16 protein-coding genes are annotated in these 17,351 nt (G+C 71.7%); 10 read left to right on the top strand and 6 right to left on the bottom strand.

The features are described from left to right. Nucleotides 1-6: 6 nt before the first annotated feature. From AB0G28_RS20055 to AB0G28_RS20045, 3 genes are read right to left on the bottom strand one after another with little or no spacing between them, the layout of a single operon-like run. Nucleotides 7-774, bottom strand: a complete 768-nt coding sequence (locus tag AB0G28_RS20055) for a polyprenol monophosphomannose synthase (RefSeq protein WP_361090605.1) — start codon at nt 772-774, stop codon at nt 7-9. A gap of 26 nt (nt 775-800) precedes the next feature. Continuing rightward, the gene (gene lnt, locus AB0G28_RS20050) at nt 801-2,414 is read right to left on the bottom strand and encodes an apolipoprotein N-acyltransferase (RefSeq protein WP_361090602.1); all 1,614 of its coding nucleotides are present in this window, start codon (nt 2,412-2,414) and stop codon (nt 801-803) included. Nucleotides 2,415-2,425: 11 nt separating this feature from the next. After that, on the bottom strand, nt 2,426-4,030 hold the full coding sequence (locus tag AB0G28_RS20045; protein ID WP_361090599.1) for an amidohydrolase: 1,605 nt from the start codon (nt 4,028-4,030) through the stop codon (nt 2,426-2,428). 120 nt (nt 4,031-4,150) lie between these two features. Here AB0G28_RS20045 and AB0G28_RS20040 point away from each other — a divergent pair, with 120 nt between their 5' ends. Next, a complete protein-coding gene (locus AB0G28_RS20040) occupies nt 4,151-5,539 on the top strand; it encodes a lysine 2,3-aminomutase (protein ID WP_361090596.1) in 1,389 nt (462 codons plus the stop codon). A 171-nt stretch (nt 5,540-5,710) separates the two neighbouring features. Here the strand turns inward: AB0G28_RS20040 and AB0G28_RS20035 are convergent, their stop codons facing one another. Continuing rightward, nucleotides 5,711-6,346 (bottom strand): hypothetical protein, encoded by a 636-nt coding sequence (locus tag AB0G28_RS20035; RefSeq protein WP_361090593.1) that lies wholly within the window; start codon nt 6,344-6,346, stop codon nt 5,711-5,713. 22 nt (nt 6,347-6,368) lie between these two features. Between AB0G28_RS20035 and AB0G28_RS20030 the strand changes: the two genes are divergently transcribed. The 4 genes from AB0G28_RS20030 to AB0G28_RS20015 all read left to right on the top strand — a co-directional run bounded on the left by AB0G28_RS20030 (nt 6,369) and on the right by AB0G28_RS20015 (nt 11,168). Then, nucleotides 6,369-6,659 (top strand): hypothetical protein, encoded by a 291-nt coding sequence (locus AB0G28_RS20030; protein WP_361090590.1) that lies wholly within the window; start codon nt 6,369-6,371, stop codon nt 6,657-6,659. 136 nt (nt 6,660-6,795) lie between these two features. Continuing rightward, on the top strand, nt 6,796-9,588 hold the full coding sequence (locus AB0G28_RS20025; protein ID WP_361090587.1) for a BTAD domain-containing putative transcriptional regulator: 2,793 nt from the start codon (nt 6,796-6,798) through the stop codon (nt 9,586-9,588). A gap of 100 nt (nt 9,589-9,688) precedes the next feature. Continuing rightward, complete coding sequence (locus AB0G28_RS20020) at nt 9,689-10,156, top strand: hypothetical protein (protein ID WP_361090584.1); 468 nt, start codon at nt 9,689-9,691, stop codon at nt 10,154-10,156. A gap of 76 nt (nt 10,157-10,232) precedes the next feature. After that, on the top strand, nt 10,233-11,168 hold the full coding sequence (locus AB0G28_RS20015; protein ID WP_361090581.1) for a hypothetical protein: 936 nt from the start codon (nt 10,233-10,235) through the stop codon (nt 11,166-11,168). Nucleotides 11,169-11,212: 44 nt separating this feature from the next. Here AB0G28_RS20015 and AB0G28_RS20010 read toward each other — a convergent pair whose 3' ends face one another. Together AB0G28_RS20010 and AB0G28_RS20005 are read right to left on the bottom strand one after the other, a co-directional pair. Further along, a complete protein-coding gene (locus tag AB0G28_RS20010; protein WP_361090578.1) occupies nt 11,213-12,283 on the bottom strand; it encodes a tellurite resistance/C4-dicarboxylate transporter family protein in 1,071 nt (356 codons plus the stop codon). Beyond that, the gene (locus tag AB0G28_RS20005; RefSeq protein WP_361090575.1) at nt 12,270-12,410 is read right to left on the bottom strand and encodes a hypothetical protein; all 141 of its coding nucleotides are present in this window, start codon (nt 12,408-12,410) and stop codon (nt 12,270-12,272) included. The genes AB0G28_RS20010 and AB0G28_RS20005 overlap by 14 nt, the downstream gene beginning before the upstream one ends. 254 nt (nt 12,411-12,664) lie before the next feature. On the opposite strand from AB0G28_RS20005, the gene AB0G28_RS20000 reads away from it, so the two are divergent. From AB0G28_RS20000 to AB0G28_RS19980, 5 genes are read left to right on the top strand one after another with little or no spacing between them, the layout of a single operon-like run. After that, nucleotides 12,665-13,528: a TetR/AcrR family transcriptional regulator gene (locus AB0G28_RS20000; protein WP_361090572.1), complete on the top strand. Its 864-nt coding sequence runs from the start codon at nt 12,665-12,667 to the stop codon at nt 13,526-13,528. Next, complete coding sequence (locus tag AB0G28_RS19995) at nt 13,528-14,421, top strand: 3-keto-5-aminohexanoate cleavage protein (RefSeq protein WP_361090569.1); 894 nt, start codon at nt 13,528-13,530, stop codon at nt 14,419-14,421. Before AB0G28_RS20000 ends, AB0G28_RS19995 begins: the two co-directional genes overlap by 1 nt. Beyond that, nucleotides 14,414-15,343: a 3-hydroxyacyl-CoA dehydrogenase NAD-binding domain-containing protein gene (locus AB0G28_RS19990; RefSeq protein ID WP_361090567.1), complete on the top strand. Its 930-nt coding sequence runs from the start codon at nt 14,414-14,416 to the stop codon at nt 15,341-15,343. The genes AB0G28_RS19995 and AB0G28_RS19990 overlap by 8 nt, the downstream gene beginning before the upstream one ends. Then, nucleotides 15,336-15,758, top strand: coding sequence for a thioesterase family protein (locus AB0G28_RS19985; protein WP_361090565.1), 423 nt, complete (start codon nt 15,336-15,338; stop codon nt 15,756-15,758). Before AB0G28_RS19990 ends, AB0G28_RS19985 begins: the two co-directional genes overlap by 8 nt. 33 nt (nt 15,759-15,791) lie before the next feature. Beyond that, complete coding sequence (locus AB0G28_RS19980) at nt 15,792-17,351, top strand: ABC transporter substrate-binding protein (protein ID WP_361090562.1); 1,560 nt, start codon at nt 15,792-15,794, stop codon at nt 17,349-17,351.

Raw genomic sequence — 17,351 nt, 5'->3', positions numbered from 1 at the left:
CCATAGTCAGCGGGAGCCGAAAAGACCCCGGAGCTGGTTCCAGCGGCGCTCGGCGCCCCACTTCGCCACCCGCAGGAACGCCTCGCGGATGATCGAGCCGTTCATCTTCGACTCGCCGATCTCGCGCTCGGTGAAGGTGATCGGCACCTCGACGATCTCGAACCCGGCGTCGGCGGTGCGGATGGTCAGGTCGATCTGGAAGCAGTAGCCGTGGGAGTTGACCTCGTCCAGGGCGAGCTTCTCCAGCACCGGACGGCGGTAGGCGCGGAAGCCCGCCGTGATGTCCCGGGTCCGCATGCCCAGCGCGAGCTGCGAGTAGAGGTTCGCGCCGCGGGAGAGGACCTGGCGCTTCACCGGCCAGTTCACCACGCTGCCGCCGGGCACGTAGCGCGACCCGATCGCCAGGTCGGCGTCGCCGACCGCGTCCAGCAGGCGGGGCAGGTCCTCGGGCGCGTGCGAGCCGTCGGCGTCCATCTCGACGATCGTGTTGTACTCCCGCGCCAGGCCCCAGCGGAACCCGGCGATGTAGGCGGCGCCCAGGCCGGCCTTCTCGGTCCGGTGCAGCACGTGGACGCGCTCGTTCGCGGCGGCCCGCTCGTCGGCGAGCTCACCGGTGCCGTCCGGGCTGCCGTCGTCCACCACCAGCACGTGCACGTCCGGGAGTGCCTTGTGCAGGCGGTCCAGGATCGGGCCGAGGTTCTCCCGCTCGTTGTAGGTCGGGATCACCACCAGGACCGGCTCGATTTCCCGGGCCCCCCGCGGCGCCTGCGACATCCGTCTTCCTCCGAATCCGCGGCGTCTCAGTCCGCCGCTTCCCCTGCTGCCGTGCCGGCGCTGCCGCGCCGGGTGCGAAAACGGAGTACGAGCCCGCCGGCCACCCCGGCGATCGCCAGTGCCAGCAGCCCGTACTCCGTCCACGCACCTAGTTGATCCGACAGCGTAGTCTGCGTCCGCAACGGGACGCGCCCGACCAGGGACTCCGCCGTGAAAAGGCCGGTTGAGCTGGTCACGGACCCGTCGGGCGCGACGATCGCGCTCACCCCGGACACCGCGGAGACGACGACGGCCCGGCCGTGCTCGACCGCGCGCAGCCGCGACATCGCCAGCTGCTGCCGGCTCATCTCGCCCGGCCCGTACCAGGCGTTGTTGGTCGGGACGACCAGCAGCTCGGCGCCCGCACGGGCGGCGTCGCGGGCCGGGTAGTCGAACGCCGTCTCGTAGCAGACGAACACGCCGACCTTCGTGCCCGCGACGGCCAGCGCGGAGTTCGAGCCGTCGCCGGGGAGCATGTCGACCGTCTCCTGGTCGAGGAACGGCGTGACCAGCTCGGCGACCTTGCGGGCGGGCACGTACTCGCCGAAGGGCACCAACTGTTGCTTCGCGTAGCGCTGCCCCGGCCCGGTGCGCGGGTCCCAGGCGATCACGGAGTTCTGGATGTGCCCGTCCGGCAGCTCGTAGAGGGCCCCGATCAGCGCGGGCACGCCGAAGCTCGCGACGAGCTGGTCGACCTGCGGGTCCGGGCCGTTCACGGTCGTGGCGCTCTCCGGCCAGACCAGCAGGTCGGGCTTCGCGACCTTCCCGGCGTGGACGGCGTCCAGCAGCCGCTGGCTCTCGGCGATGGTGTTGCGGCGCAGCAGGGCACGCTCGCCCTGCAGGGCGAGCCCGATGTCGGGGGCGTTGCCCTGCACGGTCGCGACGGTGAGTTCGCCGTCCTGCGCGCCGGTCCCGATCGTCGGCCACAGCGCCAGGCCGGCCACGACCGGCACGAGCGTGCCGACGGCGGCGAGGACAGTGGGCCGGGTGAACCTGCGCGCGTCCCAGAGGCGGCCGGCGAACGCGGCCAGGCAGAACCCGGTGAGGACGACGGCGAGGCCGACCAGCGGGGCGCCACCGATCGAGGCGAGCGGCAGGAACGCGCCCTCGGGCTGGCTGAACGCGACCCGGCCCCAGGGGAAGCCGCCGAAGGGGAACCACGCGCGCGGCGTCTCCAGCGCGATGAACACCAGCGCCGCCCACAGCGGCCCGGCGGGCAGGCGCCACACGAGCGTGATGAGGCCGCCCGCCAGGCCGTAGTACAGCGCCAGCGCGAACGACAGGCCCAGCCACGGCCACGGGCCGAAGTCGGGGCCCAGGAAGTCCAGCAGCCACGTCAGCAGCGGCAGGAAGAACACGAAGCCGAACGCGAAGCCGTAGCCGAACCCGCCGCGGAAGCGCCGTCCGCGGAGCACGAGGGCGAACCCCGCGAACGCCAGGGGCGCGAGCCACCACAGCGGGCGCGGCGCGAAGCTCAGGTAGTACGCGAACCCGGACGCCAGTGCCACGGCCAGGCGCAGCAGCCAGGCACGGGGGAAGCGCCTGGTGCGCGCGGGGAGCTGCGGGGCGCCCGGTTCGGGGTCCGCGACGGTGACTGCCACGGCTGACAACTCTAGGTGCCCGGGGTGAAGTCGTCGTAGACGACCTTGCCGGCCCGCACGGTCCGCAGGCACCGCGGCAGGGCCGCGTCCGGCTCGAGCCGCGGCAGCGGCGGCACCCCGGCCCGCGGGTCGGTCGACCAGCGCTGCACGCGGCTGTCCGGGGTGGCCACGACGAGGTCGGTCGCGTCCCAGATCGCGTAGTGCGCCGGCGCGCCGGGGACCAGGCTCCCGGTGACGCCGTCGTTGACACCCGCGGCCCGGTGCCCGGCCCGGGTGTGGGCGGTGAACGCCGCCCGTGGCGACAGGCCCGCGCCCGGCGTCCGGTGGTAGGCCGCGGCGCGGACGCTCGCCCACGGGTCGAGCGGCGTCACCGGCGCGTCGGAGCCGAAGGCGAGCAGCACGCCTTCGGCGGCCAGCGCCGAGAAGGGGTTGAGCCCGGCCGCGCGGCCGGTGCCGAGTCGTTCGGCGTACATGCCTTCCGGGCCGCCCCAGAGGGCGTCGAACAGCGGCTGGACCGAGGCGACCACGCCCCAGCCGGCCAGGAGCTTCGCCTGCTCGGCGGTGACCATCTCCAGGTGCTCCAGCCGGTGGTGACGGGCGGCCAGCGCGCGCTGGCCGACGTCCTTCTCGGCGAGGCGGAAGCCCTCGATCACTTCGGCGGCCGCGGCGTCGCCGATGACGTGGAACCCGGCCTGCAGCCCGGCTTCGGTGCACGCGATGAGGTGCTCGGCGATGCGGTGCGCGTCGAGGTAGAGCGTTCCCTCGCCGGGGTGGTCGGCGTAGGGCTCGCTCAGCGCGGCGGTGTGGGAGCCGAGGGCGCCGTCGGCGAACAGGTCGCCGGCCAGGCCGCGGGCGCCGAGCTCCCGGGCGGTGCCGATCGCGCCGAGTTCGCCCCAGTAGCCGACGACCTCGGGGGTGTCCGGGCCGGCGAGGGCGAGGAGGGCGGCCAGGTCGTCGCGGCCGGAGATGTCGGGCCCGGCGCACTCGTGGACGCTGACGATGCCCTGGCGGGCGGCTTCGGCGAGGAACGCCCGCTGGGCGCGTTCCCGCTGCCGCGGGGTGATCGCGGTGCGCACGGCCGCGCGGACGGCGTGGTGGGCGGCGCGGGTCAGCGGGCCGTCCGGCGACCAGCCGTCGGCGCCGCGGGCCGCCGGGGCCAGCTCGACCAGGGCGGTCGACACCAGCGCGGAGTGGACGTCGACGCGGCTGAGGTAGACGGGTGAGCCGCCGGCGGCGGCGTCGAGCTCGGCGCGGCTGGGCAGGCGCGGGTCGGTCCAGGTGCTCTCGTCCCAGCCGTGGGCGAGCAGGACCTGGCCGCCGGCGACGGCGGCGCGCACGCGGCTCAGCAGCTCGGCGCCGCTGCGGACGCCGGTGAGGTCGAGGCCGGTCAGGTGCAGGCCGGTCGCGGTGGCGTGGACGTGCGCGTCGACGAACGCGGGGGCGACGAACGCGCCCTGGAGGTCGATTTCTTCGGCGCCGGGGTGGAGGGCGCGGGCCGGGGCGTCCTGGCCGATCCAGACCACGGTGCCGCCGGTGACCGCCATGGCCGTGGCGTCCGGGCCGGTCGGGGTGTAGATGCGCCCGCCGAGCAGGAGCGTCGTGTGTTCGTCCGTCACGCCCCTGAGTCTGCCCCCTTCGTCCACGTGGGGGACGGCGCCCCAGCAGGCAGGAAGATTTACTCCGTGAGAACGTTATGACAGGATATTTTAACGCGTTCCCGACGACTAGGAGTACAAGTGACTGCGATCCAGGAACCTGTGACGCCTGCCGCCGCCTTCGACCAGCCCTACGAGTACGCCCGCGCCGAGCTGGTGGAACCCGACTGGCGCCGCTTCCCCGGCTGGCACGACGTGACCGAGGCCGAGTGGCGGGACGCGCAGTGGCAGCGGGTGCACTGCGTCCGCAACGTCAAGCAGCTGCGCGCCCTCATGGGCGACCTGCTCGAGGAACGCTTCTACGACGACCTGCTCGCCGACCAGCGCGAGATGGCGACGATGTCGATGCTGCTCCCGCCGCAGATGCTCAACACGATGGCGCCCACGGCCGGCACCGACCCGGCCAAGGTGACCGAGGCGTTCTACGCCGACCCGATCCGCCGCTACATGCTCCCGGTGCGCAGCGACCGCGACCCGGTCTGGGCCAGCCACCCGCACTCGGAGCGCGACTCGCTGCACGAGGCGGAGATGTGGGTCGTGGAGGGCCTGACCCACCGCTACCCGACCAAGGTGCTGGCCGAGATGATCTCGACGTGCCCGCAGTACTGCGGCCACTGCACCCGCATGGACCTGGTCGGCAACTCGACCGAGCAGATCGAGAAGCACAAGCTGACGCTCAAACCGGTCGACCGCCAGGACGCGATGATCGCGTACCTGAAGAAGACCCCGGGCGTCCGCGACGTGGTCGTCTCGGGCGGCGACGTCGCCAACGTGCCGTGGCCCCAGCTGGAGTCGTTCCTGATGCGCCTGATGGACATCGACACGGTCCGCGACATCCGCCTGGCGACGAAGGCCCTGGCGGCGCTCCCCCAGCACTGGATCCAGCCGAAGGTCGTCGAAGGCCTCGAGCGCGTCGCCGTGACGGCCCAGCGCCGCGGCGTCAACCTGGCGATCCACACCCACGTCAACCACGCCCAGTCGGTGACGCCCCTGGTGGCCGAGGCGGCCCAGACGGCGCTGAACGTCGGAGTCCGCGACGTCCGCAACCAGGGCGTGCTGATGCGCGGAGTCAACGCGACCCCGGCGGCGCTGCTGGACCTTTGCTTTGCCCTGCAAGGGGAAGCGAACATCCTGCCGTACTACTTCTACATGTGCGACATGATCCCCAACGCGGAGCACTGGCGCGTGGCAGTGTGGGAGGCGCAGGAACTGCAGCACGCGATCATGGGGTACCTGCCGGGGTATGCCACGCCGCGGATCGTCTGCGATGTGCCCTATGTCGGGAAGCGGTGGGTGCACCAGCTGGCTGAGTACGACCGGGAGCTGGGGATTTCGTACTGGACGAAGAACTACCGGACCGGCATCGAGCTGGACGACCCCGAAGCCCTGCAGCGGCGGTACCCGTACTACGACCCGATCACCACCCTCCCCGAAGCCGGCCAGACCTGGTGGGCCAACCGGTCCAGCTGACGCCGGCGCGTCAGCTCGAGAGGTGTGCCGAGGGGTGCTGTACGGCACCCCTCGGCACACCTCGGGCGTTTGAGCTGGTCAGGTTCGGTGCGTACCGGTCGCCGTGCGGCCCGGAAACGGAGCCGTCAGCCAAGCGTGCGCGGACACCTTCACGCGGTTCTTGCCGGTCCCTCAGACCGGTGGCGTGCACTGGTCGGCGGAGCGCTCGCCCGGCTGGAGCCAGTCATGGCGCCGGTAGGTCGGGGCGAGGACACCGAAGCCGAAGTAGTCGGTGTCGGGCAAGCTGTCGAGGAATTCACGAGTCGAGCCGGCGAGCGGTTCCTCGTCGAAGCCGTCGAGCAGTACGACACGGTCCGCGCCGGCGGCAAGGTCGGCGGCGTGCCAGCCACACATGTCCCTGTTGTCACTGCGGGCGAACACGATCACGTCGGCGGTCGGTGCCAGATCCTCCTCGTCGTCCTCGTCGATCAGGTCCTCGATGAGCTCCCGGTGCGTGCACATGCCGTCCGGCGCTTCGAAGTGCAGGAAACCACCGAACGTGCCGACCCCCGCTCGCACGTAGAGCTCGGCCAACGCGCCCGGCAGCGGCGTCCCGTGCTTCCGCGCGAACGCGGCGATATCGGCCGCCGCGACAACGCCACCGGTTCCGGACACCGACACCCCAGGCCACATGCGGGCGAGCCTATCCCGAAGTGTTCGCGCAGTAACGCGAGCAGCCGGCAGGCGGTTCCGATCGTGTCCGTCGAGGACGGGGTTCACGCTTTCCGCAAGGTTCACGCAATCCCGGTCCGCCATGGTCGTGATCATCCCCCGACCGGAAGGACCGATCATGAGGAAGACGAAGATGGCCGTGCTGGGCCTCGCCGCGGCGGCGGCGCTGAGCACGGGCCTGGCCGGGACGGCCTCGGCGGCGGCTCCGCGAACGGAGGCCCCGGCGGTCGCCCGGTGCATGGCCTACTTGATCGCGAGAAGCCACTACCCGGGCACCGAAACCGCGAGCACCGCCTGTCAAGGCGCCTACTGGGGCGATCTCCAGTTCTGCTTCGACCTTCTGGCCAAAGCCGGTGTGCCCTATTACGTCTACCCGTACGCCTGCGCGATCGCCTACGCGGGCGACTGACCGCGTGCGGGGGTGGTCTCCGACCGGAGACCACCCCCGCACGCCGGACGTTGCACCGAACGTGTGCGATTCCCGCGGCCGCCCGCATTCGCCCGCTCCGACCTGGTACCAAGGATTCCGGGGGGAGGGGCGCGGCATGATCGAATTCGGGGTCCTGGGCGAGTTCCGGGTCCTGGCCGACGGCACGGGCATCGACGTGGGGCCGGCCCGGCAGCGGGCCGTGCTGGCGGCACTCGTCATGGACCTGAACCGGGTCGTCCCGGCGGAGCTGCTCGTCGAACGGGTGTGGGGCGACCGGCCGCCGTCCCGTGCGCGAGCCACGCTGCACAGCTACCTCTCCCGGCTGCGGGGCGCGCTTTCCCCGGCCACGGACGTCGTGATCGACCGGAGATCACCGGGATACGTGCTGATCGCCGACGAAAACACCGCGGACGTGCACCGGTTCCGGTCCCTGGCCCGGCAGGCGTCCGGGGCCGGCGGAGAGGACCGGCTCGCCGTGCTCAGGCGCGCCCTGGAGCTGTGGCGCGGTGAAGCGCTGACCGACGTGGACACCCCCTGGGCCCAGGGGGAACGCTTCCGCCTCGACCAGGAACGCCGCGCGGCCGAGCTGGAGTACACCGAACTCCGCCTGGCCCGCGGGCAGCACGCCGAGCTCGTGCCCGAGCTGGCCGCCCGGTCGGCCGAACACCCCGACGACGAGCGCGTGGCCGGCCAGCTGATGACGGCGTTGTACCGCTGCGGGCGGCAGGCGGAAGCCCTCGATCGGTACGAACAGCTGCGCATCCGGCTGCGCCGCGAGCTGGGCGCGGATCCCAGTCCCTCGCTCGGCCGGTTGCACCAGCGCATCCTCAACGCCGAGCTGGAACCCGCCGCCGACCGGCCGCCACGCGGACGCGTCCCGGTCCCGCACCAGCTCGCCGCGCGGCCCCGCGGGTTCGTCGGGCGGGTGCCGGAGCTCGCGCACCTCACCGGCGCGCTGACCGGCGACGGCGATCCGGCGGCACCGATGGCGATCTCGGTGATCAGCGGCCCCGGCGGGATCGGCAAGACCTGGCTCGCGCTGCGCTGGGCCCACCAGAGCGTCGAGTCGTTCCCCGACGGGCAGCTGCAGATCTGCCTGCGCGGCTTCGATACCCCGCGGCAGCCCCTCCAGCCCGCCACCGCGCTCCGGGCGTTCCTCACCGCGCTCGGCGTGGCCCCGGAAGCGATCCCCGACGACGTGGACACCCAAGCCGCGCTGTACCGGAGCCTCCTGGCGGGCAAGCGGATGCTCGTGGTGCTGGACGACGCCCGGGACGCGGCCCAGGTCCGGCCGCTGCTGCCCGGCACCGGATCCTGCGCGGTCCTGATCACGAGCAGGCGCCGCTTCACCGATCTGGCGGGCTCGCACGGGGCGCAGGTGCTGAACCTCGACGTGCTGTCGGACGGCGAATGCCGGGAACTGCTCGCCCACCGGCTCGGGCCCGGCCGCCTGACCGCGGAACCGCGCGCGGTGGCCGAGCTGCTCGGGCACTGCCGGGGCGTGCCGCTGACCCTCGGCATCGTCGCCGCGCGGGCGACCGCGCAGGCCGACCTGCCGCTCGACGTCGTCGTGTCCGAGCTCCGGGAGGCGACTTCGGCCGACCACGACGCCCCGGCCGACGACGTTCTGGCGGCCAACCTGCGCTCGGTCATTTCGTCCTCGTGCGTGACGCTGCCGCCGGACGTGGCGACGTTGTTCGCCTTGCTGAGCCTGGCGCCCGGTCCGGGCGTCTCGCTGGCCGCCGCGGCTTCCCTGGCGGCTCTGCCGGGCCCGCGTGCCCGCGCGCAGCTGCGGGAACTGCGGGAAGCGAACCTCGTGCTGCAGCCGGCCGAAGACCGCTACCGGATGCACGACCTGATCAAGGTGGTTTCGGCGGAACGGGCCCGGCACGACGTACCCGGACCGGTACGCACCACCGCCGAGCGCCGGGTCGTGGACTGCTACCTGTACACGGCGGCGGCCGGGCAGAGCCTGCTCAACCCGCATCGCCCCGCCGTCGCCCTCGGTGCCCCGGCCGGCGGCTGCACGGTCGGGGCCGCGCCCGATCCGGCCACCGCGGTGGCCTGGTTCGAGGCCGAATCCGACTGCCTCCTGGCCACACAGGACCTCGCGGTGCGCCGCGGCTGGGATCGGATCGTCTGGCAGCTGGCCTGGGTCCTCACCCCGTTCCAGCGCTGGACCGGCAACCACTACGACAACATCGTGGTCTGGCGCCACGGCCTCGCCGCCACCGAGCGGCTCGGCGACCCCGCGCTGCGGGCCAGGGCCCACCGCTGGCTGGGACACGCCTACGCCAGGGCCGGGGAATACGGGCAGGGCCTCGGCCACCTCCGCCAAGCCTGTGCGCTGGCCGAAGAGACCGGTGACCCGGTCGACCTCGCCTACTCGCAGCACACGGTGTCCCTGATCTGGGGCTGGCAGGGCGAAAACGCCCGGGCCATCGCCAGCGCCGGCCGCGCGGTGGCGCTGTTCGAAGTCCTCGGAAACCCGATCTGGCTGGCCGAGGCGCTGAACACGCTCGGCTGGTACGAGGGGTGCGTCGGCCACTACGCCGAAGCGCGCGCCCACTGCGCCCGCGCGCTGGCGCTCGACGAGCGGCACGCCTACCCCGACGGCCAGGCACACGCGCTCGACAGCCTGGGGAGCATCGCCCACCGCAGCGGCCGGCACCGGGAAGCACTCGACTACTACCACCGGTCGCTGGTGCTACGACGCGAGCTCGGGGACGCCTACGGCGTGGCGACCACGCTGGCCGGGCTCGGCAACGTCCATTCCTCGCTCGGCCAGGACACCCAGGCCCGCGAAACGTGGCTGCAGGCCCGCGACCTCCACATCGCGCGCGGCTGTCTCGCGGAGGCCAGGGACATCCAGCGTTCGCTGAGCCTCGGCGGGCCGGTGCACGCCTGAACACCGGGCGGGACAAGGAAAGCACAAGGTTCTTGCACGGCCGCCGTGACACGGTTCCCCTGCTGGTGACGACGCGATCACGAGAAAGGGGACGACCACCGTGCGAAGACTGTTCACCGGGCTCCTCCTGCTGCTCACCGCGACCGGGGGTGCGGTCGTGACGGCCGGGACGGCGCAGGCCACGGACGGCGCGGGCTGCCCGGACGAAGCCGTCTGCTACGGCTGGAGCCGCAACTGGGACCGGCCCGACGGGGGCCGGTACGGCGCGATCAGCTATTTCGCCGACGGGAACAACGAAGCCTGTGATCTCAAGCTGGACCCGTACCTGGGTTCCGGCGCGGGCTCGGGAACCGCGATCGGCAACAACAACGGTTCCCTGATGGTCAACAAGCTGAACCACACGGTCACCTTCTACTACTCGCCGGCCGCGAGCGGGTGCCGCCGGCCGGGCGGCTACTCGCAGACCTACGGGTTCGGCGTCCGGACGTGCAATTCGAATCCCGACACCGACTGGGGCGTGCTGCCCTGGTACCTCTGCAACAACACGCGGTCGCACTTCGTCAACTGATCCCCTGGGCGGTTGTCACCCGGAAGTTCCGGGTGACAACCGCCCAGGTCCCGGAACGACCACGGAATGGGGAACGATGCCTCACCCGACGTCCCGCCGGGCCGCCTGGCTCGCCTGCGGCGCGCTCGCGCTCGTGACCACGGCCGGCTGCGGAACCGGCGCCCCCGAGAGCACGGCGCCCGCGATCAGCGTCGTGCCGGTGGCCCCGGCGACGATGCTCGACCAGCCCCTGATGGCCTACATCCTCACGCCCGGCCAGTTCGACCGGATCTTCGAGGCCAAGAACGTCCTGCAGGCGCGGTGCGTCCGGCGGCTCGGCCTGGACTGGCAACCCCCGGCCCCGGACCGGACCCCCGATCCCGAGCGGCCGGACACGAATCTGCACCGGCCGGACGTCTACGTGTTCCTCGACGAAGCCCGCGCCCGGGAGTTCGGCTTCCAGCCGACTCCGGAAGAGCGGCAGCGGAAGGCCGCCCGCGAGGACCGGGCGAAGACCGCCGAACAGGCCCGCCCCGCGCCGAGCCCGGAGGTGCGGACCGCGTTGACCGGCGAAGGCCCGAACACGATCGGGGGCAAGCCGGTCCCGGCCCAGGGCTGCATCGGCGAGGCGGACCGGAAACTCCACGAGGGCATCGAGCCCGGGTGGACCGAAAACTACCCGAGCACGCTGGCGATCGGCCTGCAACCCGCGATCGAGCGCGACAGCCGGGTCGTCGCCAAGCTCGCCGAGTGGAGCGCCTGCATGAAGCGCGCCGGGTTCGCGTACCGGACGCCACAGGACGCCGAGAGCGACCCACGATGGCGAGCCTCGGACGGGATCACACCAGAGGAGAAGGCGGTCGCCGCCACCGAAGCCCGGTGCGGCCGGGAAACCGACCTCGCCGCTGTCGAGAACGCGGTGGAGATCGGGTACCAGAAGCGGGAGATGGCGGCGAAGTCCCAGCAGCTGGCCTCGTTCCAGCGGGGCAAGGAGATCTTGCTGCGTACTGTTTCGGCGATCCTCGGCACATAGGGACCTGATCTAATCCGTATCGCGGCCGGCGCCGCGCGGCGCCCTCACCGGCGATTCGAAGCGCCGCCACGCCTGTTCGTGAGGTATGACCGAAGCGCGCCGGCCACCATGGCGGCCATCACCACCAGCCACACCGCGGCACCGACCCAGATTTCCCAGCCGCCCAGCGTGGTCAGCCACGATGCCGCGGTGGTCCGTCCCAACTCGTGGGTCGCGACCCCATACATACCGACCGGGAAGACCAGGTTCCACCAGCTGAAGTCGTAACGCAACGGGATACGGCGCAGCACATGCCGCCATACCCCCAGAGCCAGCAGCAGCGGAATCAGCCAGCTGGCAAACGACCACAGGACAACGGACCAGCCGGCGACGACCGAACGCGACAGCGCCAGCTTGTCCGGTGGCAGTTCGAGCAGCCTCGCGCCGGCGAGCACGGTGATCGCCGCCGCGCCCATGAAGATCCAGACCGAGGTCATGAGCTTCTCCGGCGCCACCGGCCGTGCCAGCAGCCTGGCCAGGACGATCCCGGCGGTCAGCAGGTACTGCATCAGTCCGATGCCCCAGCACCCCCAGGCCAGCACCGGCAACAGGTGGCCCGTGGTCTGCCGGCTCAGAGCACCGGCCGCGACGGCCACCGACTCCGATCCCACCGCCCAGAGGAACCAGGTGCCGTTCGCCTGGTCGATCGACGGCTCCCGCTTCGCATTGGCGATCAGGCCGAGGGGAATCCCGTAGCCCAGCAGCAGCCACCCGAGCGTGCCCAAGGCCAGGAACGGCCAGGCCGCCGCGGTCTGGCCGTCCGCTACCAGACGGGCGGCCAGCACGTTGGAGGCGATCGCGACGGTGAGGAACGCGAACGCGCGCGGCCCGACGAAGTCGGCGATGAATCGCTGTCGCCGGCGCAACAGTCGCCAACCATAGGCAGGCAACAACACCGCGAACCCGGCCAGGGCCACCACCAGCAGCGCGACGGAGGCGGTGCGGGCGCCGTTGAGGTTCAGGGCGGTGGACACGATTCCGGTGCCCATGACGAACGCGCACGCTCCCGCATTGAGGTCGGCGACCGCGGAGGATGCGGCCTCCCGGTATCGGCGTGGGCGCTCAGCGGCCGGCACTCTGGCCGCCGTCCACGTGCAGGATCTCGCCGGTGCGTAGCACCCGCACGCCGGTGGCCGAGCCTTCCGAATACTCCAGCAGCCCGGCAGCCTCTCCGTGTCCTGAGCTCTGACCCCGATGATCCATCGTTGCCCGCCTTTGTCGCGCCAAGCGCCGACCAGTGCCCGCGAAATCCGCTTGATTCACCACGAAACGCCGGCCGCACGAGCATACGCACATCCGAGCGTCGGTGGTGCCGGACTGGCGAGTTGCGGCGGTTCGCGGTAGTGCTCGCCGACCGGCTGACTCATCAGTCAAGTCGCCATCGCAAATCGCCTTGACCACAACATTTCCGACTCGGATATTGCGATTATCGCAACGCGGGGTTACCGTCTCCTGGCATGGACGAAACCGCCGAGCTGCGGGACCGGGTCCGCGGCCTGGTCAAGACCATGCCGGGGGCCCAGCGGGAGTTCGCCGCCGCCATCGGGCTCGACGAGACCAAGCTGTCCAAGGCGCTGAACGGCACGCGCCGGTTCTCGCCGCACGAACTGGTCCGCGTCGCCGAGCACTGCGGCGTCACGGTCAACTGGCTGCTCAACGGCAGCGACGACGCGGTCACCGTCACGGCGGTGCCCGCGCCGGCCGCCCGCCCGGCGAGCGACGATCCCGACCACCTCGCCCAGTCCGAGCCGCGCCGCCGCATCCTCGAGACGGCTTGGGCGCTGATCGCCGAACGCGGCTACCACAAGGTGCGCATCGCCGACATCGCCGAGGCGTGCGGCACGAGCACCGCGGCCATCCACTACCACTTCCCGAGCAAGACCGAGGTGCTCAACGAAGCGTTGCGGCGCAACGTGAAGCTCGCGTTCGACCGCCAGGTGGCGGAGCTGCATTCGATCGACGACGCCCACGAGCGGCTGTGCCGCCTGGTCGAGCTGCAGCTGCCCACCGACGGCGTCCTGCGCGCCGAGTGGTCGGTGTGGCTGCAGGTGTGGAACGAGGTCGCGCTCGACCCGTCCTTCCGCTCGCTGTACCACGACTCGATCAGCCGCTGGGAACGCACGATCGCCATGACCATCCGCACCGGGTGCGAGCAGGGCGTGTTCGCGGTGACCGACCCGGAAGCGGCGACCACCCGGCTCACGGCGCTGATCGACGGCCTCGGCATCCAGGTGCTGACCGGCCGTCCGGGCAGCACGGCCGAGAGCATGCGGGAACACCTGCACGACTTCATCGAGAGGTCCATCGTGAAAGGGGACTGATGAACCACGAGGTCATCGTCACCTGCGCCCTCACCGGCGCCGGGGACACCGTCGGCCGGAGCCCGCACGTGCCGGTCACGCCCGCGCAGATCGCCGCGAGTGCCGTCGAGGCCGCGAACGCCGGGGCGGCCGTCGTGCACATCCACGTCCGGGACCCCGAAACCGGGTCGCCGTCCCGGGACGTCGCGCTCTACCGCGAGGTCGTGCGGCTGGTGAAAGAGTCCGATGTGGACGTCGTCATCAACCTGACCGCGGGCATGGGCGGCGACCTCGTCCTCGACGTCGACGACCCGCTCAAGCCCGTCGACGGCACCGACCTCGTCAACGCCATGGACCGCCTCCCCCACGTCGAGGAACTGCTCCCGGACATCTGCACCCTCGACTGCGGCTCCCTCAACTTCGGCGAAGGCAACCAGCTCTACGTGTCCACTCCGGACATGCTGCGGGCAGGCGCCCAGCGGATCCAGGAACTCGGCGTCAAGCCCGAGCTGGAGATCTTCGACACCGGGCACCTGTGGTTCGCGTCCAAAATGGTCGAAGAGGGCCTGATCGACGCTCCCCCGCTCTTCCAGCTCTGCATGGGCATCCCCTACGGCGCGCCACCGGATCCCGGTCTGCTGCAGGCGATGGTCAACCTGCTCCCGGAAAACGCGCAGTGGGCGTCGTTCGCCATCGGGCGGGACCAGATGCCGTGGGTCGCGCAGTCCGTGCTGCTGGGCGGGCACGTCCGGGTCGGCCTTGAGGACAACCTGTATCTGAGCAAGGGCGTCAAGGCGACCAACGGACAGCTCGTGGAACGCGCGGTCGGGATCGTCCAGGACCTCGGCGCCACCGTGGTAAGCGCTTCCCGCGCCCGCGAGATCCTCGGCCTGAAGGAGCGCGTCCATGCCTGAGACGGTCGCGTGCGTCGGCGCCGGCGTGATCGGCGGCGGCTGGGTCGCGCACTTCCTCGCGCGGGGCTTCCGGGTCCATGCCTGGGATCCGGCACCGGACGCCGAGGCGAAGCTGAAGCGGCTGGTCGACGCCGCCTGGCCCGCGCTCACCTCGCTCGGCCTGGCCGACGGGGCGAGCCGGGACAACCTCGTCGTCGCGCCCACCCTCGCCGAGGCGGTCGCCGACGCGACCTTCGTCCAGGAGAGTGCCCCCGAAGACCTCCCGCTCAAGCGGAAACTCCTGGCCGAGATCGACGCCGTGACGCCGGCCGGGATCGTCATCGCCTCCTCGACGTCCGGCTACGGCATGACCGAGATGCAGGCGGACGCGCGGACGCCGGAGCGGCTCGTCGTCGGGCACCCCTTCAACCCGCCCTACCTCATCCCCCTGGTCGAGGTCGTCGGCGGCGAACGCACCGAGGCGTGGGCCGTCGAGCGCGCCGCCGGCTTCTACCGGCGGGTCGGCAAGACCGTACTCACCCTGGACCGCGAGCTCCCCGGCTTCGTCGCCAACCGCCTGCAGGAGGCGCTGTGGCGCGAAGCTCTGCACATGGTCGCGAACGGCGAGGCGACGGTCGAGCAGATCGACACCGCCATCACCGCCGGCCCCGGCCTGCGCTGGCCGGTCCAGGGCCCGATGCTCACCTTCCACCTCGCGGGCGGCGAGGGCGGCATGGCGCACATGCTCGACCACTTCGGGCCGTCCCTCAAGGCGCCGTGGACCCGCCTCGACGCTCCGGAGCTGACCGCCGAGCTCCGCGACGCCGTCGTCGAGGGCTGCGAAGCCGAGGCCGGGGACCGCACGATCGCGGACCTCATCGCCGAGCGCGACCGGGCGATCATCGCCATCCAGCGCGCGGTCGGGGAGGCGCGTGGTGGCTGAGCTGTCCTACCGCGACCGCGTCCGTCCGGAATGGATCGACTACAACGGCCACCTGTCCGAGCCCTACTACGTCCTGGTCTTCGGCGACGCGACGACGCACCTGATGCACACCGTCGGCCTCGGCCTCCAGCTCAGCGGTTCCTCGCTGTACACCGTGGAGGCGCACCTCCGGTACCTGCGGGAAGTCGGCCCGGACGCCGAACTGGAGGTCACGACGAGAGTGCTCGACGCCGGCGGGAAGAAGGTCCGGCTCTGCCACGAACTGCGCGTCGCCGGGGACCTCGTCGCCACCGAGGAGGTCCTGGCGATCCACGTCACCGAGAGCAGGGCCTCGCCGCTTCCCGCCGACATCGCGGAGCGGCTGCGCGGCTACCTCAATCCGGTCCCGGACTACGCGGGGCGCGCCATCGCCTGACCCGAACACCCGCTCCCACCGGAAGTCCCCACCATGGAAGAGCGATGGAGTCCCCTCACCCGGCGCCGGTTCCTGGCCGCCACCGGGGTCGCCGTGCTGGCCGCCGGCTGCGGCACGACGTACGCGGCCCCGGTGCCGACCGGGCCGCCCCGCCCCGGCGGCCGGCTGCGCGTCGGCGTCACCGGCGGCGGCGCGTCCGACACCCTCGACCCGCACACCCCGGCGACCAACCCGGACATCGCGCGGGTCATCAACCTCTACGAACCGCTGCTGCTCCGCGACCACGACTACCGCCTGCAGCCGGTGGTCGCGCAGTCGCTGACGTCGTCGCCGGACGCCCGGACGTGGACCGCCGTCCTGCGCGACGGCGTCAAGTTCCACGACGGCCGCCCGGTCACGCCGGCCGACGTCGTCGCCACCTTCAAGCGGATCATGGACCCGAAGGACCCGAAGACCGGCGCCGCGGGCCTGACCATGCTCGCCGAGGTGGTGCCGAGCGGCGACCGGGCCGTCGAATTCCGGTTGAACGCGCCGAACGCGGGCTTCGACGACCTGCTCGGCCAGTACGCGCTCGGCATCGTCCCGGCGGACTTCGACCCGAAGCACCCGATCGGCACGGGCCCGTTCAAGGCGGGCTCGTTCACCGCCGGGCTGCAGAGCACCTTCACCCGCAACGAACACTACTGGCGCCCCGGGCAGCCCTACCTCGACGAACTGGTGCTGATCAACTTCGCCGACGACGACGCCCGCATCAACGCCCTGCTCTCGTCCCAGGTGGACGCCATCGACCAGGTACCGGTGGCCCTGGTCGACGTCCTGCGCAGCGACCCGCGGATCCAGGTCCTCGCCGCCGAAACCGGCACGTGGCTGCCGTTCACCATGCGGGTCGACCGGCCGCCATTCGACGACGTCCGGGTGCGCCAGGCCCTGCGCCTGGTCGTCGACCGGGAGCAGATGATCAACCAGGTCCTCAGCGGGCAGGGCAGGCTCGGCAACGACCTTTACGCGCCCTTCGACCCCGCGTACGCCAAGGAGCTCCCCCAGCGCAAGCAGGACGTCGACGCGGCCAAACGGCTGCTCGCCGAGGCCGGGCACTCCACTTTGGACGTCGAGCTGGTCACCGCGCCGATCCAGGCCGGCGCGGTCGAAGCGGCGCAGGTCTTCCAGCAGCAGGCCAAGGCGGCCGGGATCACCGTCCGGATCCGCAAGCTCGACACCACGACGTTCTACGGCGAGAACTACCTGTCCTGGGACTTCGCCCAGGACTTCTGGTACACCCGCAACTACCTCCCCCAGGTCGCGAACGGATCGCTGCCGAAGTCGCCGTACAACGAGACGCACTGGCACGACCCGGAATTCATCGACCTCGTCACCCGAGCCGGGTCCACAGTGGACCCGAACGTCCGGGCGGACCTGCTGAAACAGGCGCAGAAGATCGAGTACGACCGCGGCGGACTGATCATCTGGGGCTTCGTCAACCAGGTCGACGCCCACCAGAAGTACGTCGCCGGGCTCGTCCCGGACCGCACCGGCGTCTCGCTGAGCGGCTACCAGTTCCGCACCGCCTGGCTCGGCACGAGCGGGGAGGCGTGA

The sequence above is a fragment of the Amycolatopsis sp. NPDC021455 genome, from assembly GCF_040640995.1.
GTDB lineage: Bacteria > Actinomycetota > Actinomycetes > Mycobacteriales > Pseudonocardiaceae > Amycolatopsis.
Note: the sequence above shows the minus strand (reverse complement) of the source record. Positions and strands in the feature narration are given on the sequence as shown.